This is a genomic window from Actinomyces sp. oral taxon 175 str. F0384 (genome assembly GCF_000223355.1).
GTDB lineage: Bacteria > Actinomycetota > Actinomycetes > Actinomycetales > Actinomycetaceae > Actinomyces > Actinomyces oris.
Genome location: NZ_AFUR01000007.1, coordinates 229,334 through 252,886, shown reverse-complemented (window position 1 = coordinate 252,886; position 23,553 = coordinate 229,334). Strand labels below are relative to the sequence as shown.

At 68.1% G+C, this 23,553-nt stretch carries 25 protein-coding genes; 16 read left to right on the top strand and 9 right to left on the bottom strand.

Annotated features, from left to right (window positions below; genetic code table 11):
- Positions 1 to 553 precede the first annotated feature (553 nt).
- The 7 genes from HMPREF9058_RS12630 (at position 554) to HMPREF9058_RS12600 (ending at position 7,322) form a co-directional block, all read left to right on the top strand.
- Positions 554 to 2,533, top strand: coding sequence for a ribonucleoside triphosphate reductase (locus tag HMPREF9058_RS12630; RefSeq protein WP_009407781.1), 1,980 nt, complete (start codon positions 554 to 556; stop codon positions 2,531 to 2,533).
- Positions 2,534 to 2,800: 267 nt separating this feature from the next.
- Positions 2,801 to 3,511 carry an anaerobic ribonucleoside-triphosphate reductase activating protein gene (locus HMPREF9058_RS12625; RefSeq protein ID WP_043538434.1) on the top strand — a complete coding sequence of 237 codons (711 nt, stop codon included), beginning with the start codon at positions 2,801 to 2,803 and terminating at the stop codon, positions 3,509 to 3,511.
- Between the two features lie 57 nt (positions 3,512 to 3,568).
- Positions 3,569 to 4,021, top strand: coding sequence for a hypothetical protein (locus HMPREF9058_RS12620; RefSeq protein WP_009407685.1), 453 nt, complete (start codon positions 3,569 to 3,571; stop codon positions 4,019 to 4,021).
- A gap of 347 nt (positions 4,022 to 4,368) precedes the next feature.
- Positions 4,369 to 6,000 carry a catalase gene (locus HMPREF9058_RS12615; RefSeq protein WP_175284739.1) on the top strand — a complete coding sequence of 544 codons (1,632 nt, stop codon included), beginning with the start codon at positions 4,369 to 4,371 and terminating at the stop codon, positions 5,998 to 6,000.
- A 125-nt stretch (positions 6,001 to 6,125) separates the two neighbouring features.
- Positions 6,126 to 6,512 carry a hypothetical protein gene (locus HMPREF9058_RS12610; protein ID WP_043538406.1) on the top strand — a complete coding sequence of 129 codons (387 nt, stop codon included), beginning with the start codon at positions 6,126 to 6,128 and terminating at the stop codon, positions 6,510 to 6,512.
- Positions 6,513 to 6,612: 100 nt separating this feature from the next.
- Positions 6,613 to 6,924, top strand: a complete 312-nt coding sequence (locus tag HMPREF9058_RS12605; RefSeq protein ID WP_050798069.1) for a type II toxin-antitoxin system Phd/YefM family antitoxin — start codon at positions 6,613 to 6,615, stop codon at positions 6,922 to 6,924.
- Positions 6,921 to 7,322, top strand: coding sequence for a PIN domain-containing protein (locus HMPREF9058_RS12600; RefSeq protein WP_009407595.1), 402 nt, complete (start codon positions 6,921 to 6,923; stop codon positions 7,320 to 7,322). The genes HMPREF9058_RS12605 and HMPREF9058_RS12600 overlap by 4 nt, the downstream gene beginning before the upstream one ends.
- On the opposite strand, the gene HMPREF9058_RS12595 is transcribed toward HMPREF9058_RS12600, so the two are convergent.
- On the bottom strand, positions 7,317 to 7,955 hold the full coding sequence (locus HMPREF9058_RS12595; protein ID WP_009407767.1) for a malonic semialdehyde reductase: 639 nt from the start codon (positions 7,953 to 7,955) through the stop codon (positions 7,317 to 7,319). The genes HMPREF9058_RS12600 and HMPREF9058_RS12595 overlap by 6 nt on opposite strands.
- A gap of 456 nt (positions 7,956 to 8,411) precedes the next feature.
- Complete coding sequence (locus tag HMPREF9058_RS12590; protein ID WP_009407659.1) at positions 8,412 to 9,197, bottom strand: CPBP family intramembrane glutamic endopeptidase; 786 nt, start codon at positions 9,195 to 9,197, stop codon at positions 8,412 to 8,414.
- 464 nt (positions 9,198 to 9,661) lie between these two features.
- On the opposite strand from HMPREF9058_RS12590, the gene HMPREF9058_RS12585 reads away from it, so the two are divergent.
- Entirely contained in the window at positions 9,662 to 10,090 is a 429-nt protein-coding gene (locus HMPREF9058_RS12585) for an excalibur calcium-binding domain-containing protein (protein WP_009407558.1), read from the top strand.
- Between the two features lie 224 nt (positions 10,091 to 10,314).
- Here the strand turns inward: HMPREF9058_RS12585 and HMPREF9058_RS13925 are convergent, their stop codons facing one another.
- A complete protein-coding gene (locus HMPREF9058_RS13925; protein ID WP_254654172.1) occupies positions 10,315 to 10,695 on the bottom strand; it encodes a hypothetical protein in 381 nt (126 codons plus the stop codon).
- 34 nt (positions 10,696 to 10,729) lie between these two features.
- On the opposite strand from HMPREF9058_RS13925, the gene HMPREF9058_RS13920 reads away from it, so the two are divergent.
- Together HMPREF9058_RS13920 and HMPREF9058_RS13660 are read left to right on the top strand one after the other, a co-directional pair.
- The gene (locus HMPREF9058_RS13920) at positions 10,730 to 10,804 is read left to right on the top strand and encodes an excalibur calcium-binding domain-containing protein (RefSeq protein ID WP_254654170.1); all 75 of its coding nucleotides are present in this window, start codon (positions 10,730 to 10,732) and stop codon (positions 10,802 to 10,804) included.
- 541 nt (positions 10,805 to 11,345) lie between these two features.
- On the top strand, positions 11,346 to 11,588 hold the full coding sequence (locus tag HMPREF9058_RS13660; RefSeq protein ID WP_175284734.1) for a hypothetical protein: 243 nt from the start codon (positions 11,346 to 11,348) through the stop codon (positions 11,586 to 11,588).
- Positions 11,589 to 11,666: 78 nt separating this feature from the next.
- On the opposite strand, the gene HMPREF9058_RS12575 is transcribed toward HMPREF9058_RS13660, so the two are convergent.
- From HMPREF9058_RS12575 to HMPREF9058_RS12560, 4 genes are all read right to left on the bottom strand, one after another.
- On the bottom strand, positions 11,667 to 12,626 hold the full coding sequence (locus HMPREF9058_RS12575; protein WP_254654165.1) for an HNH endonuclease: 960 nt from the start codon (positions 12,624 to 12,626) through the stop codon (positions 11,667 to 11,669).
- Between the two features lie 189 nt (positions 12,627 to 12,815).
- Positions 12,816 to 13,559 carry a cupin gene (locus HMPREF9058_RS12570; RefSeq protein ID WP_009407661.1) on the bottom strand — a complete coding sequence of 248 codons (744 nt, stop codon included), beginning with the start codon at positions 13,557 to 13,559 and terminating at the stop codon, positions 12,816 to 12,818.
- The gene (locus HMPREF9058_RS12565; protein WP_009407802.1) at positions 13,556 to 14,365 is read right to left on the bottom strand and encodes an ABC transporter; all 810 of its coding nucleotides are present in this window, start codon (positions 14,363 to 14,365) and stop codon (positions 13,556 to 13,558) included. The genes HMPREF9058_RS12570 and HMPREF9058_RS12565 overlap by 4 nt, the downstream gene beginning before the upstream one ends.
- The gene (locus HMPREF9058_RS12560) at positions 14,362 to 15,165 is read right to left on the bottom strand and encodes an ABC transporter ATP-binding protein (protein ID WP_009407593.1); all 804 of its coding nucleotides are present in this window, start codon (positions 15,163 to 15,165) and stop codon (positions 14,362 to 14,364) included. The genes HMPREF9058_RS12565 and HMPREF9058_RS12560 overlap by 4 nt, the downstream gene beginning before the upstream one ends.
- Positions 15,166 to 15,295: 130 nt before the next feature.
- Between HMPREF9058_RS12560 and HMPREF9058_RS12555 the strand changes: the two genes are divergently transcribed.
- Both HMPREF9058_RS12555 and HMPREF9058_RS12550 read left to right on the top strand, forming a co-directional pair.
- A complete protein-coding gene (locus HMPREF9058_RS12555; protein WP_009407582.1) occupies positions 15,296 to 16,357 on the top strand; it encodes a sensor histidine kinase in 1,062 nt (353 codons plus the stop codon).
- Positions 16,354 to 17,076 (top strand): response regulator transcription factor, encoded by a 723-nt coding sequence (locus HMPREF9058_RS12550; protein ID WP_009407704.1) that lies wholly within the window; start codon positions 16,354 to 16,356, stop codon positions 17,074 to 17,076. Before HMPREF9058_RS12555 ends, HMPREF9058_RS12550 begins: the two co-directional genes overlap by 4 nt.
- Positions 17,077 to 17,213: 137 nt before the next feature.
- Here the strand turns inward: HMPREF9058_RS12550 and HMPREF9058_RS12545 are convergent, their stop codons facing one another.
- Positions 17,214 to 18,377: a bifunctional glycosyltransferase family 2/GtrA family protein gene (locus HMPREF9058_RS12545; protein WP_009407760.1), complete on the bottom strand. Its 1,164-nt coding sequence runs from the start codon at positions 18,375 to 18,377 to the stop codon at positions 17,214 to 17,216.
- 1 nt (position 18,378) lies between these two features.
- Positions 18,379 to 19,410, bottom strand: coding sequence for a phosphodiester glycosidase family protein (locus tag HMPREF9058_RS12540; RefSeq protein WP_009407511.1), 1,032 nt, complete (start codon positions 19,408 to 19,410; stop codon positions 18,379 to 18,381).
- A gap of 612 nt (positions 19,411 to 20,022) precedes the next feature.
- Between HMPREF9058_RS12540 and HMPREF9058_RS13245 the strand changes: the two genes are divergently transcribed.
- From HMPREF9058_RS13245 to HMPREF9058_RS12525, 4 genes are all read left to right on the top strand, one after another.
- On the top strand, positions 20,023 to 20,217 hold the full coding sequence (locus HMPREF9058_RS13245; protein WP_009407662.1) for a hypothetical protein: 195 nt from the start codon (positions 20,023 to 20,025) through the stop codon (positions 20,215 to 20,217).
- 218 nt (positions 20,218 to 20,435) lie between these two features.
- Entirely contained in the window at positions 20,436 to 21,608 is a 1,173-nt protein-coding gene (locus tag HMPREF9058_RS12535) for an ABC transporter substrate-binding protein (RefSeq protein WP_009407496.1), read from the top strand.
- Positions 21,608 to 22,783: an iron ABC transporter permease gene (locus HMPREF9058_RS12530; protein WP_009407696.1), complete on the top strand. Its 1,176-nt coding sequence runs from the start codon at positions 21,608 to 21,610 to the stop codon at positions 22,781 to 22,783. The genes HMPREF9058_RS12535 and HMPREF9058_RS12530 overlap by 1 nt, the downstream gene beginning before the upstream one ends.
- The gene (locus HMPREF9058_RS12525) at positions 22,780 to 23,538 is read left to right on the top strand and encodes an ABC transporter ATP-binding protein (RefSeq protein ID WP_009407579.1); all 759 of its coding nucleotides are present in this window, start codon (positions 22,780 to 22,782) and stop codon (positions 23,536 to 23,538) included. The genes HMPREF9058_RS12530 and HMPREF9058_RS12525 overlap by 4 nt, the downstream gene beginning before the upstream one ends.
- Positions 23,539 to 23,553 lie beyond the last annotated feature (15 nt).

The window sequence follows — 23,553 nt, the reverse complement described above, 5'->3', positions numbered from 1 at the left end:
GGTTCGTGTGGCGCGGTGAAAAGTGGTTGGACTCCTTTGTATCCGATTTGGGCACGAACCTCCCTCAAGAGGGCTTCCACGGTTCCGGTGATGCCACTTCGCCGGGGATGACAGGAGGTCGGCGGCAATGATGCCGGGGCGCGTGGGGCGCGTGGGGCCTGTGGTGAATGATTGCGCGCGGGGATGAGGGGTGTGCTTCCGACCTCGCCCCAACACGCCGGGCAGGAGTGATCTGGACCTCATGTGCGCTCTCCGGGTGGTCCTGCCGGCTCGCGTTCCAGCTTCGACGGCATCCGCGAGATCGTGCGGGAAGGCGTAACCTATCGGGACGAAAGTCCATACCTCTATCGCAAGATGTTGTGGTTGAGATACAATTTAGACACAAGATGATGTGTCTCATCGATGTGATTTGGGAGTATGGTCGGCACCGGTGCCGCCGACCGCCCCGCTCCCCGCAGGCAGCGCGCAGCCGCTGACGGCACCCGGAAGGACCGGCCCTATCCATGCTCGGCAGGGCCGCGAACAGGAACGAGAAGGACCATCGGAGAGACCCGTGCTCGAGAAGAACCTTGCCTCCACCGCCCCCGCAGCTGACGGCTCGGCGCAGCCGCCGGCCGCCACCCCCGCCACCGACCCGCGCCTCGTGGCCCCCGGCTCAGCCGACTCGGCCGTCGCCCGCGGCGAGCGCCCCACTGTGGACGCCATCGCCACCATCACCGAGTACCTGGACCGCTCCGACTGGCGCGTCAACGCCAACGCCAACCAGGGATACTCGCTGGGTGGGATGATGCTCAACACCTCCGGCAAGGTCGTCGCCAACTACTGGCTCAGCCAGGTCTACCCGGCCGTCGCCGGCCAGGCCCACCGCAACGCGGACCTCCACATCCACGACCTGGACATGTTCGCCGGCTACTGCGCCGGCTGGTCCCTCAAGGACCTCCTCCAGCAGGGCTTCAACGGCGTCCGTGGCGCCATCGCCGCCGGCCCCGCCAAGCACTTCTCCTCGGCGGTCGGGCAGATCGTCAACTTCCTGGGGACCCTGCAGAACGAGTGGGCCGGCGCCCAGGCCTTCTCCTCCTTCGACACCTACATGGCGCCCTTCGTCCGCCTGGACGACATGACCTACGCCCAGGTCAAGCAGTGCATGCAGGAACTCATCTTCAACCTCAACGTCCCCTCGCGCTGGGGCACCCAGACCCCCTTCACCAACCTCACCTTCGACTGGACCTGCCCCGCGGACCTCGCGGACGAGCACCCCCTCATCGGCGACGAGGTCTGCGACTTCGCCTACGGCGACCTTCAGGCGGAGATGGACCTCATCAACCGCGCCTTCATGGAGGTTATGACCGAGGGTGACGCCGAGGGCCGGGTCTTCACCTTCCCCATCCCCACCTACAACATCACCCGCGACTTCGACTGGGACGCCCCTAACACCGAGCTCCTGTTCACCATGACCGCGAAGTACGGCCTGCCCTACTTCCAGAACTTCATCAACTCCGAGCTTGACCCCGGCATGATCCGCTCCATGTGCTGCCGCCTCCAGCTCGACCTGCGCGAGCTGCTCAAGCGCGGCAACGGCCTGTTCGGCTCGGCCGAGCAGACCGGTTCGGTCGGCGTCGTCACCATCAACATGGCCCGCCTCGGCTACCTCTACGCCGACGACGAGGCCGCCCTGACCGCCCGGCTCGACGAGTTGCTCGAGATCGGCCGCGACACCCTCGAGCTCAAGCGCACCGTCATCCAGCACCACATCGACGCCGGCCTGTTCCCCTTCACCAAGCGGTACCTGGGCACCCTGGACAACCACTTCTCCACCCTGGGCGTCAACGGCATGAACGAGATGGTCCGCAACTTCACCCACGACGCCTACGACCTGACCGACCCGCGCGGCCACGCCATGTGCGTGCGCCTCCTGGACCACGTGCGCGACAAGATGGTCGAGTTCCAGGAGGCCACCGGCCACCTCTACAACCTCGAGGCCACGCCGGCCGAGGGCACCACCTACCGCTTCGCCAAGGAGGACCGCAAGCGCTACCCCGGCATCCTTCAGGCCGGCACGGAGTCCAACCCCTACTACACGAACTCCTCCCAGATCCCCGTGGGCTACACCGACGACCCCTTCGAGGCCCAGGAGATGCAGGAGGAGCTCCAGACCAAGTACACCGGCGGCACCGTCCTGCACCTGTACATGAACGAGCGCATCTCCTCGGCCGCCGCCTGCAAGGAGCTGGTGCGCCGCTCCCTGACCGCCTTCCGCACGCCCTACATCACCATCACGCCGACCTTCTCCATCTGCCCCGTCCACGGCTACCTCGTCGGCGAGCACCTCACCTGCGACAAGTGCGCCGAGCTCCACCCGGAGGCCGAGCCGGTCGAGTGTGAGGTGTGGACGCGCGTCATGGGCTACTTCCGCCCGGTGCGCTCCTTCAATATCGGCAAGAAGGGCGAGTACGCCGAGCGGCAGATGTTCACCGAGGTCGCCGCCGGCGGCCACGGCCCGGCTGTCTCGCGCCTGAGTGCGGTGAGCGCCTGAGAGGACCCGCCGGGACCGCTGGGCGCCGTCGGATGATCCGGCGACGGCGCCCAGCGGGCTCGGTGTCGCGACGACGCCGGCCCTCGGGTCGGCCCCGCAGCCCGGCAGTTCCCCGCAGTCCCGACAACGTTCCGAGAGGAGGGGGCAGTGACCTCACCGCAGACACGTCCGCCGACCAACTCACAGACTGCCCAGCCGGCCCGGGTCACTGAGGACGGTGCGGGTCGGGGCGCCTCCGCCGGCCCCGACCGCCGGCCCGCTGACGACCTGGTGATCGCCGGGCTCGTCCCCATGAGCACAGTCGACTGGCCTGACCACCTGACCGCGACCGTCTTCCTGCAGGGCTGCCCCTGGAACTGCTTCTACTGCCACAACCAGGCCCTCATCCCCGCCCGCACGCCCGGCCAGGTGGCGTGGGAGGAGGTGCGCGCCCTGCTGCGCCGCCGGCGCGGGCTGCTCGACGGCGTCGTCCTCACCGGCGGAGAGGCCCTGCGCCAGAACGCCCTGGCCGACGCCGCCCGCGAGGTCATCGACATGGGCTTCCAGGTGGGGCTGCACACGGCCGGGCCCTACCCGCGGCGGCTGCGGGACATGATCGAGGCCGGGCTCGTCGATTGGGTGGGGCTGGACATCAAGGCCCTGCCCGAGCACTACGGGCAGGTGGTCGGCCGGGCGAACGCGGCCGCGAGGGCCTGGAAGAGCCTGGAGGTGCTCATCGAGGCGGCCGGCCGCGGCGGGCCCGACTTCGAGGTGCGCACCACCGTGGTGCCCGGGGACGTGACGGCCGACGACGCCGTCGAGGTGGCCCGGCGGGTGCACGCGGCGGGGGCGCGGGTCTACGCCCTCCAGCAGGCCCGCTCCGAGGGGACGAGCGGCGAGTTCGACGTCGTGGCGCCCGGCTGGGATGGGATGTGCGAGCGCATGGCCGAGCGCATCGAGGCCCTGGGCTGGGACCGCTTCACCTATCGCCCGGCGTAGAGGGGGGCGGGCTGCAGTGCTCGCTGATGGAGGCGTCCGCGCTGCTAGCCTCGAAGCATGAGCTACGACATCCTGATCTTCGAGCCTGGGGTGGTTACGGATGAGGACTTTCCCCAGTGGTGGGATCGGGTCTCCCGGTGGGAGGAGCCGCATGACTATGACAGCATTGAGCGCGCCACCCCGGCGATCAGGTCCTTCTATCGCGACCTCGTCCGAACCTTCCCTCCGTTCAACGGCCCCGACGCGCTGAGTGATGACGAGGTCGATGCGCGTCTCGCCCAGGGGCTGCCGGTCGCCGACTACACCATCGGTGAAGACCTGGTATACGTCGGTGTCAGCTGGTCGGCCGCTGATGCGCTGGTGGTGACCGCCGGTGAGCTCGCGTGGACGCACCGGCTCGCCGTGGCGTACGTCAGCGACGACGGAGCGATCGTGCGGCCACCGGACCAGCCGGCGCAGCCCGCCTCCAGCGTCCGGGTGGACTACGTCGTCCAGCACGCCACAAGGTGAAACCGGCCGTGTAAGTGCAGCGTCCGACACCCACCTACACATTAGTGATCCCATTCAGTGGGTCAACTACTGAGACATCTCCTTATTGTTCGGCTATGGTTGCTGACAGGCGGTCATCTCGTCGTCGCGGCTGACAGCGGTCAGCGGTACCCACGGCGCCCTGACCGGCTCAGGCGCACCTCGCGCGTCGCGACACCCCGGCCCGCTGGCCGAGCAAGGAGATACTCATGAACGACACCAACCTGCCCGAGACCCCTCAGGACAGTGCTCCCGCCGGCTGCCCCATGTCCCGCGCCGGCCTCGGCGAGCACCTGCCCAGCCGCAACAACGCCGTCGGCCAGGGCCGTATGACGATGGCCAACGGCTCGCCCGTCTACAACAACCAGGACTCCATGACCGCCGGGCCCCGCGGCCCCGTCGCCCTCCAGGACGCCTGGCTGCTGGAGAAGCACGCCCACTTCAACCGCGAGGTCATCCCCGAGCGCCGCATGCACGCCAAGGGCTCAGGCGCCTGGGGCACCTTCACCGTCACCCGCGCCATTCCCGAGCTCACTCGCGCCGCGATCTTCTCCACCGAGGGCAACCAGTGCGAGCTCTTCATGCGCTTCTCCACCGTCGCCGGCGAGCGCGGGGCCGCCGACGCCGAGCGCGACATCCGCGGCTTCGCCATGCGTTTCTTCACCTCCGAGGGCAACTGGGACGTCGTCGGCAACAACACCCCCGTCTTCTTCTTCCGTGACGGCAAGAAGTTCATCGACCTCAACCACGCCGTCAAGCGTGACCCCCGCACCAACCTGCGCAGCCCCAACACCAACTGGGACTTCTGGACCAGCCTGCCCGAGTCGCTCCTCCAGGTGACCATCACGATGTCCGACCGCGGCATCCCGCTGTCCTACCGCTACATGCACGGCTTCTCCTCGCACGCCTACTCCTTCATCAATGCCGAGGGCGTACGCACCTGGGTGAAGTTCCACTTCCGCTCCCAGCAGGGTCTCGCCAACCTCACGGACCAGGAGGCCGCCACCGTCATCGCCCAGGACCGCGAGTCCAACCAGCGCGACCTGTACGAGTCCATCGAGAAGGGCCAGTACCCCCGCTGGACCATGTACGTCCAGACCATGACCGTTGAGCAGGCCGAGGCCCTGACCGACTTCAACCCCTTCGACCTGACGAAGATGTGGCCCAAGGCGGACTTCCCCTTCCAGGAGGTCGGTGTCCTCGAGCTCAACAGGAACCCCGACAACTACTTCCAGGACGTCGAGCAGGCCGGCTTCACGCCCCAGAACATCGTGCCCGGCATCGGCTACTCGCCGGACAGGATGCTCCAGGCCCGCCTCTTCTCCTACGGTGACGCTCAGCGCTACCGCCTCGGCGTCAACCACCACCAGATTCCGGTCAACGCCCCGCGCGGCGTCGCCTGCCCCCACGGCTTCCACCGCGACGGCGCCATGCGGGTGGACGGCAACGCCGGGTCCCAGAACGCCTACGAGCCCAACTCATACGGCAACTGGCAGGACTCGCGCGAGCTCTCCGAGCCCGTCCAGGCCGGAGGCGACGTCGCCATGTACGACTTCCGCGAGGACGACCACAACTACTACACCCAGCCCGGCATGCTCTGGCGCGCCATGACGCCCGAGCAGCAGCTCGTCCTGTGCGAGAACACCGCCCGCGCCATGGGGGACTCGACCCTGCAGATCAAGCACCGCCACATCTTCAACTGCTACCAGGCGGACCCCGACTACGGCCGTGGCGTGGCCCAGGCGCTGGGCATCGACATCGACAGCGTGGACCTCGACGGCGCCACCGCCGACTCCTACGAGCTGTGGCTCGCGCGCAACCGCGCCAACGCCGAGCTCGACGTCCCGACGTCGCCCGCCGCCCCCGCCTCGGCCGCGAACCTCGGCCCGGCCGGCCGTGACACGAACGTGGCTGACCCGACCGCCCTCACCGACCCGATGAACGACCCCTACGTGCTCTGAGCACTGCGTCCCGGTACCCGACGGCGGCCCGCCACCTCCCGGCGGAGGTGGCGGGCCGCCGTCGGGGATCGCCGTGGGGAGCGGTGTCCATGGTCGGGCGGTGGGGGCGCTACTAGCCTCGGGGCATGAGCTACGACATTATGATCTTCGAGCCGGCGGCGGTCTCAGACGAGGACTTCCCGCAGTGGTGGGAACAGGTCTCCCGGTGGGAGGAGCCGCGCGACTACTACACCACCGAGGGCTCTACCCCGGCGATCAGGTCCTTCTACCGCGACCTCATCCGCGCTTTCCCACCGTTCAACGGCCCCGATGCGCTGAGCGAGGAGGAGCTCGAGGAGCGGGAGGCCGAAGGGCTGCCGGTCGCCGACTACACCATCGGCGCGGACTACATCTACATCGGTGTCGGCTGGTCGGATGCGGACGCGCTCGTCAAGATCGTCGGCCAGATGGCCTGGACGCATCGGCTTGCAGTTGCCTACGTCAGTGACGACAGTTCGATCGTCCGGCCGTAGCGGTGGGCGGGGCTGACGCTGAGTCTCGAGCCTTCGGCCCCGCCTCCGACCCCACAGCCACAAAGTAGTACATGTAGAACATTTGTCGTATTCTCGTGTCATGAGTGCAGTGGGTGACCCGGTTTCTCCGGGGAGCAGGACTGTCGGACTGCGGGAGGTCAATCAGCAGGCCGGGCGGGTCTACCGTGAGGTCGAGTCCACTGGTGTACCTGTGACGGTCACCGACCGTGGCCGCCCGATCGCCCAGATCGTTCCGATCCGTGATGACGAGACCTGGTACGGGCGGATGGTCCGTGAGGGCAAGGTCCGTCGAGCCGCAGGCGACTGGGCGCTGCCCGCCAGGCGGTGGGGGGTGCCTGAGGGTTTCGACCGGGAGCAGTTCCTCCTCGGTGAGCGCGAGGAGGACAGGTGATCTACCTCGACACCTCGGTGGCGCTGCTCTCCCTCCTCGGGCAGCCCGGAGCCGATGAGGCTGCGCAGCTCATCATGGATGCGCACGCCACCGAGGGGCTGGTCTCCTCCTGTTTGCTCACGGTGGAGATGGCTCGGGCGGCGCATCGGGAGCACTTCGATATCCGCGTGGTCGATGAGTTCATCGCGGGAGTGGAGCTCATCGAGATCGGCCCGGATGTCATTGCGCGCGCCAGCGCCCTGACTGGTGAGCTGAAGTCTCTCGATGCCATTCACCTGGCGACTGCGACGCTGCTGGACGATCCTCGCCACCCGGTCACGGTTCTCACTCATGACGCCCGCCTCGCCGACGCCGCCCGGTCCCGAGGCCTGGGCGCGATCGACCCGCTGGGCTCATAGCACCTGATAGACCTCCTCGAAGGGCAGGCGCGGGTTGCGCTCCTGGTAGGCGTCTGGCCCTGGGTGACCGACGTTGATGACCAGCAGCACCTCCACGTCCTGACCGGCGAAGAACTCGGTGGCCAACGCCTCAGCGTCGTCTCCGTTCATGGGGCCGGCTGCCAGCCCGACGGCGCGAATCGCCTGAATGACGTAGGCCGTCTGGATCAGCGCTGAGGCGCGCGCCCACTGTGCCCGCATCTCCGCCCCGCCCTCCTCCAGCAGCCGCTGGTAGCGCTCGCCGCGCGGGTGCAGCCGTGGCAGGGACCCGGTGAAGGAGCGGTCGGCTGCGCATACGAGGGTGAGAGGCGCGCCTGCGGCCTGCTCGCGATTACCGCGGGGAAGACAGGGCAGCAGGCGCTCGCGGGCTGCCGCCGATCGGACGGCTACTACCCGTAGCGGCTGGGCGTTGACCGCCGTCGGCGCCCACTTGGCCAGCTCATGGATCGCCCGCAGCTGGGCGTCGGTCACCGGCTCGTCGGTGAAGGTGTAGGCGGTGCGTGCCCCGCTGAACAGCAGCGAGGCGTCGGACTCGGTCAGGATGGACTCGTCGGGCACAGGGCCCGGAACCGGAACGGGGGAGACGACTGCCATGCTCCGATTCAAGCACGCGCCGTCTCCCCCGGGGCGGATGTTGTCCCGACAAGGCAGTCTTGCTGTCCCCGCCCTTGCTCTCCTCACCCTCCTGACGTGCGGCCTCGCAGCGGGTCTCCGTCGCGCAGGCGATCCATGCGATGGCGGAGAGTGTGCGCTGTGAGGGCCACGGTCCTGCTGCTCGAGAAGTAGCCGTTCTCCTCGATGGAAGGGTGAGGCTCCGGGCCGAGCGCTGTAGGGAATGAGGCAGGAAGTTATGGATGAGAATGCCGCTCCCGGCGCTCGGCCTGACTGTGGTGGTCTGTATCTCCTCCTCGTGTCCCGTGCTGACGGGGCGCCTCGGGCGCCGTCAACAGTGAAGCTGTCGAGGGCAAGCCAACCGGAGCCGGTGTTGCGAGGACGTTGGCGCAAACGCTTATGTTCCCGCAACGCTCGGGCGTGGCGGCGGGAAGTGTTTCAGTACAGGAGGAGGGGCAGGAAGGCGCTGAGGTTGTTGAGGCAGTGGATGCTCGCCGGGTAGAGCAGGTTGCGGTCGGTCTTGATATAGAGCAGCCCGCAGCTGAGTCCGAAGAAGGCGTGCGGGATGACGCTCAGTACCTCGGAGAGCGCGAACGAGTGCATGTGCAGCGCACCGAACAGAACGCTGGAGACGACAACAGCCACCCAGGTCGGTGCGAAGCGCTCGATGAGCCCAATGAGGAGCTGACGGAAGAACATCTCCTCCACAATCGGCCCTACGATCCCGAGCACGACGACGATGATGATCGGCGGGAACATCTGAATGACTTCGGCAACGCTGGCGTCATTCTGCAGGGTTGCTCCGGACAGGCCGGCGAGGTTGAGCAGGGCCGACGAGGCCAGGCCACCGACGAGCTCGATCACCAAGGTGGCGAGTCCGCCCACGATGAGAGTGAGGACGGCCCGCCGCTTACGGGCCGCTACCTGACGGGCGGCCCGGGCCAGCGGGTGGCGGAAGGCGACGCAACCGACGGCGAAGAGAGCGATGTAGAGCGCGAGGCCGGTTGTGGGGCCGGCGTCCCCAGGGATGAGAAAGTGGCCAAGGTGGAGAGGGAAGAAGAAGGCGTAGACGCTCGTGAAGATGACCAGCGCGACGGTGCTCAGTCGGTCGGGCCGGGTGCTTGCGGTCGGAGCCGAGACCGGAGCGGAGTCCGACGGCGCAGGATCCGGTGCTCCGAAGGCGGTCGGCGTCTGCTGGGACAGGGACGTGCGGGAAGTGCTCATGGCCGGAAGTGTGGAGTGGCCGGCCTGCGAGCCACATCGCCCCGGCGGCCGAGCCTCGGTGCGCCCCTCAGACCCTGGTTCGTCAGACTCCGGGTTGACTCCTCCTAAGTCTCACTGAGCCGCCTGAGCGCATGTGCGTTCGGCTGTCGTGGGGATGGAAGTCTACCCAATAATCGTAACAATAAGGGACAATTGTCAAGCGGTCTCACTTCAATTTCTATTCTCGGCAACAGTAAAAAATGTGTATATCAATCCGATTGCATTTTATGGCTGCGTGAGTTATTACTGCCCCTGGAGTGCTTCAATTCTATCGGCTAGCCGCCCACCATCCCTTCTCCTGACTCGAGGCTCTCGTGAACGCGCCCTTTTTGTCCCCTATGTCTCCCATATTTTCCCGTTCGTCTGTTTCATCAGTGTCTTCCTCGACGTCGAGGCGGCGGGGGCTGCTGAGGACCTCGGCTCCTGTGCTCCTCGCCCTGGTTCTTGGCGTTGGAATCGCCGGCTGCGACGACGTGTCCAGCGCCAGCAGTGATGCTGCGTCGTCCGCTGCGCCGGCCGAGTCCCAGCAGGAGGCTGGTGGAGGCGACTCCGCCGCCTCCGAGGAGGTGCCCGCCGAAGAGTCTGGTGAGGAGCCTGCCGCGGAGCCGACGGAGGACTCGTCCGGTTGGAGTGGCTGGCTAGGCGGCTCGGACTCGGGGGAGGGCTCCGAGTCAGGGGCGGACTCCGAATCGGAGTCTCAGAAGAAGTCGGAGTCGGCACCCGAGCCTCAGAAGGAGTTCTACGCCAACTGCAAGGAGGCCAAGGCGGCGGGAGCTGCGCCGATGTACAAGGGTGACCCTGGCTACCGTCCTGAGTTGGACAGAGATGGGGATGGTTCTGCCTGCGACAAATAGGCTCCGTCTTTCGCTGCTGCGAGTTGCTGCCGGCGCTCCACTCAAGGTTTGTTGATAGGTGTCTCGTCGTGTCGCGTGGAGTGCTGTGCGGCATGACGTGACGCAACGTACTGTCTTTTGTTTCCCCTTATCGAGGTTCTCATGAAGGTATTTCCATCCCATTCTGGATTCTTACTGTCCTCCTGCACTGGAGTGAGCCGGCTGGCCGCGCGGATGTCGGGTCGTCAGAGGATGGTGGTGAGGTCGGCGTCCGCGGCCTTGGCCATGGCGACCTGCGCCGGCCTGGCCGGGTGCGGGATTCCGTCCGTGGCTGACGATGCCGGGGCGCCTGCACCGGCAACATCTCCGACGGTGACTGCTTCGCCGTCGCCGTCACCCACTCCGACTCCCTCCCCGTCGCCTACTCCGAGTCCCACCCCATCCCCGACCCCGAGTCCTACGCCGTCGCCGATTCCGACGACGCAGGCCCCGCCGTCGGAGTCTCCTGCACCAGCTGCGACGCAGGAGCCCGAGCCGACACCAGAGGCGACGACGCAGGCCGGCGGTGGCGCAGCGGCTCCCGCGCCCGCCGAGGAGCCGAAGCAGGAGAGCACGTACTTTCCCAACTGCAAGAAGGCGAAGGAGTCGGGTGCGGCCCCCTTGCATCGGGGCGACCCTGGATACTGTGAAGAGCTGGATCGGGACGGGGACGGCGTCGCCTGCGAGTTCAGGTAAGGTCCCGTCGATTCCCGCCGTCTCGAGCGGTGGTGATGCGCAAGTCTCACCTGCTCCATGTGCGTCGTTCGCAACGTCCAGACGTTGCGAACGACGCACATCGGCTTGAGCGGCGGGGACTATGTTCGCGGTAGGTGACGCGTGCTCACATCGTGCGAGGTGAGGTGGCGTGATGTGAGCGGAGATTGACCACGGGCAGACGGGGCCTGCGGAGCCCTCGAATCCAGCGTGCTTTGCGGGCGAGCAGTGCCTGCGATGGGCAGGACTTCACTGACGCCGCCTCAGGCAACTGGTCGGGTGGCTGACCTCCGATTCCGTGTGACGGAGTGGGTGCTCAGAAAGTGTAAGCATCTCAGGAGGCAGGTCGGTCCACACGTGACGCTGCTCGGACTGCGTCTGCTGCGGTGGGTGCCTGAACCTGTGTGCTCCAGGCGCCGATGGCTACCTCCGGGCGGCGGCGTCCCGGGAGGACAGCGACGGGTTCTCTCTGACCGTCCTTGGTCGTGCCGATGACGGTGAACCAGGTCGGCCGGCCGAGGCGGTGGAGCAGATCGGCACCTTCGGGCTCGGCGGCGAGATGATCCATGACTACATCGAGTGCGGCTCTCCAAGTTTGCATCTCAATCCCCGTCTCGGCGTGCGCGCGCAGGAGATCGGCGACGAGCAGCATGACGTCGTCTCGAGCGGTGTCGTCCGTGGGATGCCAGTGCTTGCCGATGACGGCGGCGAGGCGATCGGCGTGTTCAAGCACCGCCGCCTCGGCTTCAGTCGTGATGTCTCGTGAGTGGATCATGATGGGCTCCTTCGAGTGGTGAAAGCCCATTGTCTGGAGTGGTGCGTAGCTTGCTGGAAGCTTTGGGGCCTACCCGACTGTCTGCTCCTCTGTCTGGAGGAACTCTTTGAAGTGTTCGGCAAGGCGGTCGCCATCAGGGCGCATCTGTTTGGCGGCAGGCACGTGCGTCAGGGAGCGGCCTTCAAATGGCAGTAAGCCAGTTTGCAGATGGACGGTCTCGATGCGTTTTGCTCGTGTCGCCACGTGGATACGACGGTCGGCGTCGATGCCGAGGAGGTGACGGTCGTAGGCGGTGTGGTGGAGCCTGCACAGGGCTAAACCATTGCTGACCTCAGGGACTCCCGATTCCCTGGAGTCGGCGATGATGTGCGAGGCTTCCAGGAGCTGTGCGTGCGGAAGATCGCAGACTGCGCAAGAGATCTGGTAGGCACTGAGTACGTGCTCCCTGAAGTCGTGCTGGTGGATACGCGCCTTCGTCCACCGGGAAACGTACTTCTTCTCGATCTGGCCAGAATCCTTGTGATGTGAGGTGGCTGGTGTCGTCTCATCAATGGCGATGATGAACTCCGCATTACGTTCGTCGATGTCAACGATGTAGGCGGGGAATCGGGCGTAATAGAACAGCGTTGACGGGGTCGGCTTCACTCCCACGAGCCAGGCGAGGGGATAGTTCCGCAGAGCGGCTACCTTCATCGCGTCGTTCGCCCACTTCTTCGTGTCGGAGAACTTGTAGCGAAGTAGTCCACTGTCGTCAATCCGGTCGGCGTATGGTGTTTCTTTTCTGGGATCGGGGGCTGCTGTTTTGAATGTCAGGGCGGCCTCAAATTCTTGTGGCTTCCAAATCCCCTGGGATTGATGAGTGAGGCGGAAGTGGTGGCCATGCCAAGAGAAACCGTCCATTAACTCTTTGTGAGTGAAGAGTTCGTGGCCACTCATCTGCTTCGCCTCGAACCACTGCATGGCGGCCAAGTGCGCATCACACTCCTCCAAAGGAGTAAAAATTTGCCGGTCCATGGTGGCGTTCCTCATGAAAAGAGCAGGTGAGAGATGGGGATGTCTGCCTGCGATGGCAGAATGTCTCTGCGAGAGTATATCGCGCGGGAACGATGCTGAGTGATCTGGGTCTACTCGGCAAGGGATAGGGGTGGGAGCGTCCTCACCTGCCCCACCTTCGGATTTGATGGGCGGTGGCTGGGTCGACCTGTGGCGTCCTGATACTCATCCATCCGCCCGCACTAGCCGGACGATGCCGGCGGCCTGGGCGGCCGTCGTCCAGGCCAGGATGATGAGTCCGGCAGAGGCGACGTCCGCCCGCGATGTGTCGGCCGCCAGCCAGATCTGGGCCGCCTGCCCCGGGAGCCAGCGGGCGGCGTCGCCCAGGAACACGGCCAGCTGCGGTGCCAGAACCACCAGCACCACAGCCGCTGTCGAGGCACCAATGACGCTGCGCAGCGCCGCACCGAGCCCAGCCGACAGCAGCAGCACCGCGGTCAACCAGACCACGGTTCTTCCGCCGGCCCACAGCGCCGCCGTCGACATCGCCGGACACGCCGCCAGACTCGCCCCGACCAGGACGCTCGCCGCCACCAGTCCCGTACCGGCCAGCATTATGAGTCGTGCCGCCGCCAACCGCCTCCGCGCCGGCGTCACCAGCAGACTCGTCATGCCCTGAGCCGTGGAGTGCTCGGCACCCGCCGCGGCCACCCCGGCCGCCACGAAGCCGATCTGCACCGCCAGCGTCCACACCGGAGCGACCTCCTCGAAACCGAGGTCCCGCCCATCCACCACGTCACGCAGAACTGACATCATCGTGGCGACCGCCGCCGCGCCCGCCACCGCCGCCGACCACCACATCGCCGGCAGCGTCACCACCTTCACCAGCTCCGCGCGCAGCGCCCGCCCCCAGACTGTCGTCACCCCAGCGGTGGCCCTCACCCTGCTGGTTGCACCGGCTCCGCTCATGCGTCCCGCCTCATCCATACCCAGCAGCACACCGCCGCGCACCCGCCCGCCCATGCCGCGCAGACGGCGGCCGCCATCGGGATCGACAGCAGCTCGACGAGCCGGTCGTAGTTGAGCGTCGTCGGGTTCGCAATGAGCCGCACCGCCGCCGTGTCCGGCAGGAACCGGGCCGCATCGGTGGACTTGATGAGCAGCACCCCCGGCGAGAGCATCGTCGACATCGCGACGAGGACCGTCATCGACACCAGCGCGCTGCGCGTCACCATCGCCAGCGCCATCGACGCCATCGCCGAGAACCCCCACCACGTCAGGATCCCCGTCAGCATCCACCACGGCACCGACTCGAAGGGCACGCTCGACCCCAGCAGGTGCCGGCATAGCGAGTAGGTCGCCGCCCACGCCGTCGCCAGCAGCACCGTCGCAGCCCCCAGCACCACGAGCAGCTTCGCGGCCACCGCCGCCCCGCGTCGCGGCTGCACCAGCATCGTCGTCGCCACCTGACGCGGAGCGCTGGAGGCCCCGCTCGTGCGAGGATCACTCGTGTACTCGCTGACCACGACACTCACCGCCAGCACCACGATCCCCGTGGTCCCCACGTACAGCCCGATGACGCCGACGTCGCCCAGCCGTGCTGGCGCATCCGGGTCGCCGGCCGCCAGCCGCGCCGCCAGGTCATGATCCGTGTAGTACTCGATCAGGAGCGGCAGGACAATCGCCAACGCCGCCCCCAGCCAGGCCCCCGGCAGACCCACCGTCTTGCGCACCTCCGCCGTGACGGAGCGCACCAGTGCCGTCGCCGCGCTCATGAATGGACCCCGTCCTCGCGCTCGGCCTGGCCTGCCCGGTCGGCCCGTCCAGTCCGGCCGGCCTGACCGGCCCCACCGCCGACCTCGCTGCCGGCCTCGCCCCCGGTCGGGGCAGTCAGTGAGAAGAACGCCTCCTCAAGGTTCGCGTAGCCCGCCGCGACCTCCTCCAGCGTCCCGGCCGCCCGCACCCGCCCGCCGGCGATGACGACGACGTCGTCGGCCACCTCAGCCAGCTCGGCCAGAACATGACTGGACAGCAGGACCGTGCCCCCGGCGTCGGCCCGCTGCCGAAGCAGCCTGCGGATCCACCGGATCCCCTCCGGGTCCAGGCCGTTGACCGGCTCGTCGAGGATGAGCACCTCCGGGTCACCCAGCAGCGCCGTCGCCAGCCCCAGGCGCTGCCCCATTCCCAGGGAGAAGGTGCGCACCCGCCGCCCGGCCGCCTCACTCAGCCCGACGACGTCGAGCACCTCAGCCACCCGACGCCGACTGATTCCCGCACCCGAGGCCACCCAACCCAGGTGACCGCGGGCCGTGCGCGAGGGGTGCGCGCCCGAGCCATCGAGCACCGCCCCCACCGTGCGCAGCGGCTCACGCAGCTCGCGGTAGGGGCGACCGCCGATGAGCGCCCGCCCGCCGTCGGCCCGGTCCAGACCCAGCAGACACCTCAAGGTCGAGGACTTCCCGGCGCCATTCGGCCCCACGAATCCGGTGACGCGGCCCGGACGCGCCTCCAGGCTCACGCCGTGAAGCACCTCCCGCGCCCCGTGCCGCTTGACGAGGTTCTCAATAGCGATCATGGGCCAACTCCAGCGCACCGAGCGGCAGCGCGCATCGGCCGCCCAGCCGAGGCGGTCCCGCCGCCTCAGACCCAGGTCCGTCAGACCCCGGTTCGATGAAGCGTCCGAGCCGCCTTCCTAGACTGGCCGCGTGCCAGTCCCAGACGTCCCACCGCGCCACTCGCCGCTCGGGCGCGCCATCACCGGGCTGACCGTGATTGTTCTTGGCCTGGGCACCCTGGTCGGCTACTCCCCGGATCCTTCTCGGCGCGCCCAGATGACGGTGCTGCTCGTCATGGCTGGGCTCGTCGCCGCCTCCCTGTGGCTGCGGCGGCGTGACCGGCGTGCCCACGAGCGGCGCCTGACCCAGGAGACCGCCGCGCGCGCCGTCGCCGAGGACCGCCTCATCATTGCCCGCGAGCTGCACGACGCCGTCTCCGGCAATCTCGGAGCCATCACCGTGCGCTGCGCCGTGGCCCGGCGCCTCGAGACCACCCCCGACGGGCTGCGAACCGCACTCGACGACGTTGAGACCGCCTCCCGCGAGGCCACTGACGCGTTGCGGCGCATGCTCGCCGTCCTGCGCGACGAGAACAGGCCCCCGACGCCCGGGGCGCTGGCGGCCCCGGCGGGACACACACCGGCAGCTGGCCCCGGCCCCGTCAACAGTCTCGCCGAGAGCCTTCGGGAGCTGATCGGCAGGGCCCGCCGCACCGGCGTCACCGTCGATCTCGACGCCGATGCGCCGCACATCGGCGCGGATGCGGGCGCTGCCCAAGCCGCGGCGATGACCGATGGTCTCCCGGCTCCGACGGCGCAGGCCGCTACCCGGGTCGTGGCCGAGGCCCTGGCCAACACTGCCCGCCACGCCGGCCCCACGCGCGCCCGCGTGATCCTCCGCCGGGAGCCGGGACGGCTGCGCATCGCCGTCGTCGACGACGGACCCGCGACCGGATGGGAGCCTCACCCCGGGGCCGGGCAAGGACTGCGCGGACTTCACGAGACCCTGACCGCGCTCGGTGGAACCCTGACCGCAGGACCCCGCGCCGGCGCTCCCGGCTTCGCCGTCGAAGCCATCCTGCCCGTCCCCACCGACGACGCGGCTGGGGCTACCAGCAGCACCCGGGGTTCCGGGGACAGTGCGGGCCCGGAACGCAGAGCCGCCAGTGAGTCACCGGATACCGATCCCAGGAGCGACAGGGGCAAGCCATGACGGACTCCAGCAACGCGCCGACCGACAAGACCGGTGGGTCTCCCGGCGCCCCCATCCGGATCCTCATCGCCGAGGACCAGGCCCTCCTGCGCACCACCCTGGCCGCCCTGCTCGAGGCCGAGCCCGGCATGAGCGTCGTCGGCCTGGCCGAGGACGGTGCCCGCGCGGTCACCCTGGCCGCCGAGCTGCGCCCCGACGTCGTCCTCATGGACATCCAGATGCCGGGCCTGACCGGCATCGAGGCCACCAGAAGGATCTGCGCCGACCCGGTGCTCGCGGCCACGCGCGTCCTCATCCTCACCATGTTCGAGATCGACGACTACGTCCTGGGCGCCCTGCGCGCCGGCGCCTGTGGCTTCCTCCTCAAGGACGCCGACCCCCAGTCCCTCGTTGACGCCGTGCGCACCGTCCATGAGGGGCAGTCGCTGCTCAGCCCCCAGGTGCTGGCCCGCCTCGTGGCCCGCATGCCGAGCACGACGTCGACTGGCACCTCCCGTAGCACCTGGACCGGTGAGGTCGAGGCCCTCACGCCCCGCCAGCGCGAGGTCCTCCTGCTCATCGCCCGGGGCCTGTCCAACAGTGAGATCGAGGTTGAGCTCGGCATCACCCGGGCCACTTGCCGCAGCCACATCACCGCGCTCCTGGCCCGCCTGGGCGCCCGCGACCGCGCCCAGCTCGTCATCGCCGCCTACGAGGCCGGCCTCATCAGCCCCCGCTGAGGTCCACTGGGACGCTCTGGCGCGAGGTCGTACCTTAGGGCGTGAGATCGAGGGGTAAGGGTACGACCTCGAGACCTACGGTACGACCTCGCGGAGGCCGGCACCGCCCTGGTCGCCCCCACCGCCCCGGGCCCGCCTCACCTCCGCTCCTTGAACACCAGTCGGCGCTGCGCCGCATAGCTGGCCACATAGATGGCCCCGTCGCCGAGAACCTTGGCGATCCCCAGCGGAATCCCGACCGCCGTGAGCGCCTTGAGCGCCAGGTAGCTGGCCGCCAGCAGGCTCACCGCCAGGACCGCGTAGCGCACCGCCGTGCGCACCACGGTCCCGCGCCGCGCCCGGAACACCCGGCGATTCATGAAGAAGTTCGCCGTCCCGGACACCAGTCGCGCCCCCACGACCGCCGCCAGCAGGCTGCCCGTCATCGCGAAGATGACCATGACACCCAGCCAGTCGATCCCGAAGCTCGCCAGCGACGCCCCCATGAACCGCAGCAGCGGAGCATAGATCCGCGCCGAGTCCTGCACCGGCCGGAAGTGGGAGGAGGTGTTGCCCGGCTCGTAGACCGTGGCGATCTCCACCTGCTCCACCGCCATCCCCAGCTCGTGAGCGCGCAGCAGCGCGGAGAGCTCGTACTCGTAGCGGTCCCCGGGAACCTCCTGCAGCCACGCCAGCTGCCCGGCCGGGTAGCCGCGCAGACCCGTCTGGGTGTCGCCCAGCCTCCAGCCGGTCGCGCCCCGGAACAGCAGGGCAGTCACGTCGTTACCGATCCGGCTGCGCAGCGGCACCGGCCCGGTGAAGCGCCGCACCCCCAGGGTCATGTGCCCGGTCTCGCGCACCCGCGCGGCTACGGCCTCAATGTCCGACGGCGTGTGCTGCCCGTCGGCGTCGGCGCACACCACGTCCGCCTCGGGCCAGGTGGCGGCCGCGTGAGCCAGGCCCGTGCGCAGCGCCTGACCCTTGCCCTGGTTGACCGGAGAGCTGACGACCTCGGCGCCCCGGGCGCGGGCGGCGGAGAAGAAGGGCGCGTACTGCGGCCCCGAGCCGTCGTCGACGACCAGAACCGCGCAGTCCCGGCGCACACCGCGCAGACGGGCCACGAGCACGGCCAGACGCTCATCGGGCTTGTAGGCCGGGATGAGAACCACGAGCGTCACCGCCGCCCGGGGACGGCGCTCGCCCCCGGTCCGCGCCGCCGTCCGGTTGCCCGCCGTCCGATTGGCAGCGGTCCGGTTCGCGGGGGCGACGACTCGCGGCAGGATGCGCGGCGAGATCTGAAGGGCTGTGTCGGTGCCGTTCATCTCAGGCTCCGTTCGCGATGTAGAGGATGTCGGAGGTGTCGCGCTCGCCCCCGTTGGAGGGCTGGTTGATGATCGAGCCGTTGAAGTACATGGCTGACGAGCCGCCGCCGTCGATGTTGTAGGCGCAGGCGCACCCCAGGTCGGCCATGATCTGGGCGAGCTCGGTCATGGTCACGCCGCGCGAGTAGCCCTCGTTGCGGCCGTCGACGACGACGAGCTTGAGGTGGTTCGTCTCCACCCACCCCACGGCGGTACGCGGCTGCTTGCCCTGGATGGAGTGGTTGCCGACGTTGGTGTCCACCTCGACCTGGTCGATACCGGAGAGCACCTTGGAATCGTTGACCAGCGCCGGCCCGAAGGACAGCGTGTTCCACACGCCTGCGTCCAGAAGCGTCTGGGCCTTGGTAGTGGTCTCGTCGTAGACCTCCACGCGCCCGTCGCTGTAGAAGGCCATGCCGTCGCGCGTGCCGCTGTCGCGGTAGATGACGCCGTTGCGGATGAGGATGCCGTCGCTGCGGAAGCCGTAGTAGTCGCCGTTGATGGCCAGGACGGCGTCGTGCTCAGAGGCCATCGTGGTGGGCTTGGCGACGATGTTGGTGCCGTAGGAGTTGTTGGCGAAGGCGCTGCGCAGGTCGGTGGCGTTGGTGAGCTTGACGTCGGCCACGTAGTAGGTGACGGTGTCGCTGCCCGAGCCCGTGGAGACCTGCTCAATCTTGATGCTCGTATTCGATGAGGAGTAGGAGTTGTCACCGACCGTCACGTTCGTGGCCGGGGACGCCGAGGAGTTGGCCGCGTTCTGTGCCTTGGCCTCCAGCGCGGTGACGTCGCCGACCTCCACGTGTTCGATGACGAAGCGGTTGAGCGCCCAGGCGCTGGTGCCGGTGGCGGCCAGACCCAGGACGGCGGCGCCGCCCAGGAGGAAACGGCGGCGCGGGTGCTTGCTGGACTTCGTGGAGCGGTCGCGCCGGCCGGAGTCGTGGTCCTGGCCGGACTGGGGTGACTCGGGCGGGCTGAGGGTGTCGGAACTGTGCATGACTCAACCGTGTCGGCGCCGCGTATGCCAGACGTAGGTTGACCTTGTGGGTCTCCTGTGAAGCCGCGGCGGGCGTGGTGGCCCCACGAGCGCAGGGATATCGCGATGGACACTCGAGCCGGTCCCGAGGCACAATGAGTGGGAGCCACCCGGCGGCTATCCGGGCGGCTCCCGAAGGGGCTCAGCCCCTCAGGAGCTGAATCAAGCTAATCAGGACTCCGACGGCGGTTGCGAGCGAGCCAACAATCTCGCACCACGTCGGGGTTCTGCGCTGTCCAGCATCCTTCCGTGCCGCATGCCGAAGACGGTCACGCATACCCCTTCACCTCCTTCCGGTGGATCGACACCCTGCTGAATCAAGCAGGAAGGTGCCAGGGCAGATCCGCCGTTGAAGGCCTCCCCACCATGCCACGGCCCTCCGACATCGAGCCGGCGGCTCAAGAACCGGTTTGAGCGACGTCGGAGGATGGCGTCGCATCAGGTGCCAATACTTCAGGAGGGTGAGAGTCCTACGCGGAGACGGTCCCTGAAATCCTTCGACGGGGCCTGGCCTGGGCCTATGGTGAGGGTGGTCGCCGCTCCTGGCGTGACGTTCAACAGGGAGGTGTCAGTATGTTCTCTACCCGAAACATCAAAATTCTCCGGCTGATCGTGGGGGTGCTCGCGATCATCTCCGCGGTCATGAATTTCGCCCAGGGAAACCGGGCGGTCGCGATCATCTTCATCGGCATCGGAGTCATTTTTCTGGCCCAGGTGACGTCATCGTCATCTGATGGCGGTAGTCGCCGTCCTCCGTCGAACTCATGAGCGCCGTCGAGCTTGCGGCGTCGTGGGTGAGTGGCCGGCGTTGGCCCGCTCGGCCTGCGGCGACTCGCCGCAAGCGGCACCTGTGCCAACCTCTACATACCTCCCGTAAGATTTGTATGACCTTACTAAAATTAGATGACATCCCTTGGCAAATTAACTGAGGTAGCCCTAAGGTCCTAGGTGCTTCGTATTCGCCCTCGCCTCACCGAAGGACTCCTATGCGCCGTCGTACTCTGCTCATGGCCCTCCCGCTCACCGCCGTCCTCGCCAGCTGTGGAGTCGCCTCCCGCGCCGGCAAGGGCTCCAGCGCCGGCGCCTCGGCGGGCGCCTCCGGCGGCGGCTTCGAGGTTACCGACGTCGTCGGCCGCAAGGTCTCCTTCAGCGCCCAGCCCCAGAAGATCGTCCTGAGCGAGTCCCGCCACGTGTACTCCCTGGCCTTCCTCAACAAGGACAACCCCATCGACAAGGTGGTCGCCTGGGGAGACGACCTCCAGGGCGCCGCCCCCGACTTTTACGACAAGATCGTCTCCAAAGCCCCCGATGCCGCCAAGCTGCCGAAGATCGGCAACATCGCCAAGGACGGCCTGCCCATCGAGACCCTGGTGAGCCACAAGCCCGACGTCTTCATCATGACCCTGGACGCCTACAAGGCCGCCAAGGAGAAGGGCTACCTCGAGAAGCTGGACGGGCAGAAGATCACCTACGTCGTCACCGACTTCCGCCGCGACCCGGTCAAGAACACCGTCCCCTCGGTCACCCTCATGGGCGCCCTCTTCGACAAGCGCAAGGAGGCCGAGGCCTTCGTCTCCTTCTACAAGAAGCAGGTCGACCCCATCGTGGCGAAGGTGAAGTCCCTGTCCTCCAAGCCCACCACTTTCCTGTGGCGCAGCCCCGGCGTCAACGAGCCCGGTGCCACCTACTCCACCGCGAACCTCGGTGCGATCATCACCGCCACCGGCGGCACCAACATCGCCGACAGCCACCTGTCCGGCGAGGAGGGCACGCTCACCCTCGAGCAGATCATCGCCTCCAACCCCAAGAACATCATCGCCACCGGCGGCGAGTGGCAGAAGCAGAAGATCAACGAAAAAGCCCAGACCAGCTACGTCCACCTCGGCTACAAGGCCGACGAGGCCTCTGCCAAGGCCAGCCTGGAGCAGCTGAAGAAGCAGCCCGGCTTCGAGCAGATCCAGGCCTTCACCGATCGGCACGTCTACGGCATCTACCACCAGTTCTACGACGCCCCCTACAACTTCATCGCCTACCTCACCTTCGCCAAGTGGCAGAACCCCGAGGCCTTCTCCGACGTCGACCCCGCCAAGGTCTGGAAGGAGTTCCACGAGCAGTACATGCCCTGGAAGGCCGAGGGCGTCTTCTTCACCTCCATCTGATGGGAGCGCCCACGGCCAAGGGGCCTTCCGGCGACGTCGCAGCGCACCCGTCCGATACCGCCCGGGTCCCGGACGGGGCGACGTCGGTGACGAAGGCCGACGGGCCGGCCGATGCGCCCACGGACACAGCGGCGTCGGCCTACGTCTCGTACCGCCGTCGAACCGCGCGGCGCGTCGCGATGCTCATGGGGCTGGCCACCCTGCTCCTGGCCGTCTTCCTCGTGGCCCTCATGGTGGGGCCGCTGGGGTTCAGTCCGGCCCAGGTGCTCGGATCCCTTCTCTACGCCGACTACGACCCGTGGGTCGCCAACATCGTCATCAACCTGCGCCTGCCGCCAACGCTCCTGGCTGTCCTGGTGGGTGGGGCGCTGTCCCTGGCCGGCGTGCAGATGCAGACGATCCTCGACAACCCGCTGGCCGAGCCCTTCACCCTGGGGATCTCAGCGGCCTCCGCCCTGGGGGCCGCGCTGGCCATCGTCACAGGTCTCACGCTGCCTGTGGCCACCGGTGCCACCCTGCCAATCGTGGCGATGACGGCGGGACTGGCGGCCTCCCTCTCCATCGCGATGGTCTCGAGGCTGCCGTCGGTGACCAAGGAGATGACGATCCTGCTGGGCATCGCCCTGGTCTTCAGCTGTCAGGCGCTCATGGCGCTCGTGCAGTACCGGGCCTCCACCGAGAGCCTCCAGCAGATCGTCTTCTGGTCGATGGGCTCCCTCATGCGCGCCACCTGGCCGGCCGTGGCCACCGTCTCGACGGCCCTGCTCGTGGCCACGCCCGTCTTCTGGGTCAACGGCTGGCGGCTGACCGCCATCACCCTGGGGGAGGCGCGCGCCGCGGCCATGGGCATCAACGTGGCGCGCCTGCGCGCGTGGACCCTGGTTGGCGTCTCCCTGCTGGCCGCCCTGTCCGTGGCCTTCGTGGGGATCATCGGATTCGTGGGACTCGTGGGGCCGCACATGGCCCGAGGCCTGGTGGGGGAGGACCAGCGCTTCCTCGTACCCGCCTCCATCCTGTGCGGCGCCACCCTGCTGACCGCCGCCCACGCCGCCAGCCAGGTCATTGTGCCCGGTGTCGCCGTGCCCGTCGGCATCCTGACCGCCCTGGTGGGTGTGCCGGTGTTCCTCGCCATCATCTTCGGGCGCCAGCGCTCGGCGGTCAGGAGCGGTTCATGAGCCTGACGCTGAACAACCTCACCTTCTCCTACGGCAGGCGGGCCGTCCTGAAGGGCGTCGACGCCACCTGGGAGACGGGCCAGACGGTCGGGCTGCTCGGCCCCAACGGCGCAGGCAAGTCCACCCTGGTCACCTGCGTGGCCCAACTGCGCCGCCACCTGGGGGAGGTGAGCTTCGCCGGGCGCCGGGGCCACGACCTGCGCGGCACGATCGGCTACATGCCGCAGGGCCTGCCCGGCGACGCCGCCCTGACTGCGCTGGAGTCGGTGCTCACCGCCTCGCGGCGCGGCATGACCTGGCACACGAGCCGGGCCGATATCGACCTGGCCTGGAGCGCCCTGGACGAGCTCGGGGTGGCCGAGCTGGCCGACCGCCCGCTGGGCCAGCTCTCCGGCGGGCAGCGCCAGCTCGTCGCCCTGGCCCAGACGCTCGTGCGCGAGCCCGGACTCATCCTGCTCGACGAGCCCACCTCCGCCCTCGACCTGCGCCGCCAGGTCTCGGTGCTCTCCCACGTGCGCCGGATCTGCCACCGGGACACCGGCCGCCTCGCCGTCGTCGCCCTGCACGACCTCAACCTGGCGGCTCGCTTCTGCGACCGCCTCGCCATCCTCGCCGGTGGGACGATCCGCGCCGAGGGATCGCCCGCCGAGGTGCTTCAGCCCGACATCCTCGCCGAGGTCTACGGGCTGCGAGTGCGGATTGTGCCCGACGGCGACCACGTCATGGTCGCCCCCGAGGCCGAGCAGGGGGCTTGAGCGGGGGCCTGGCGC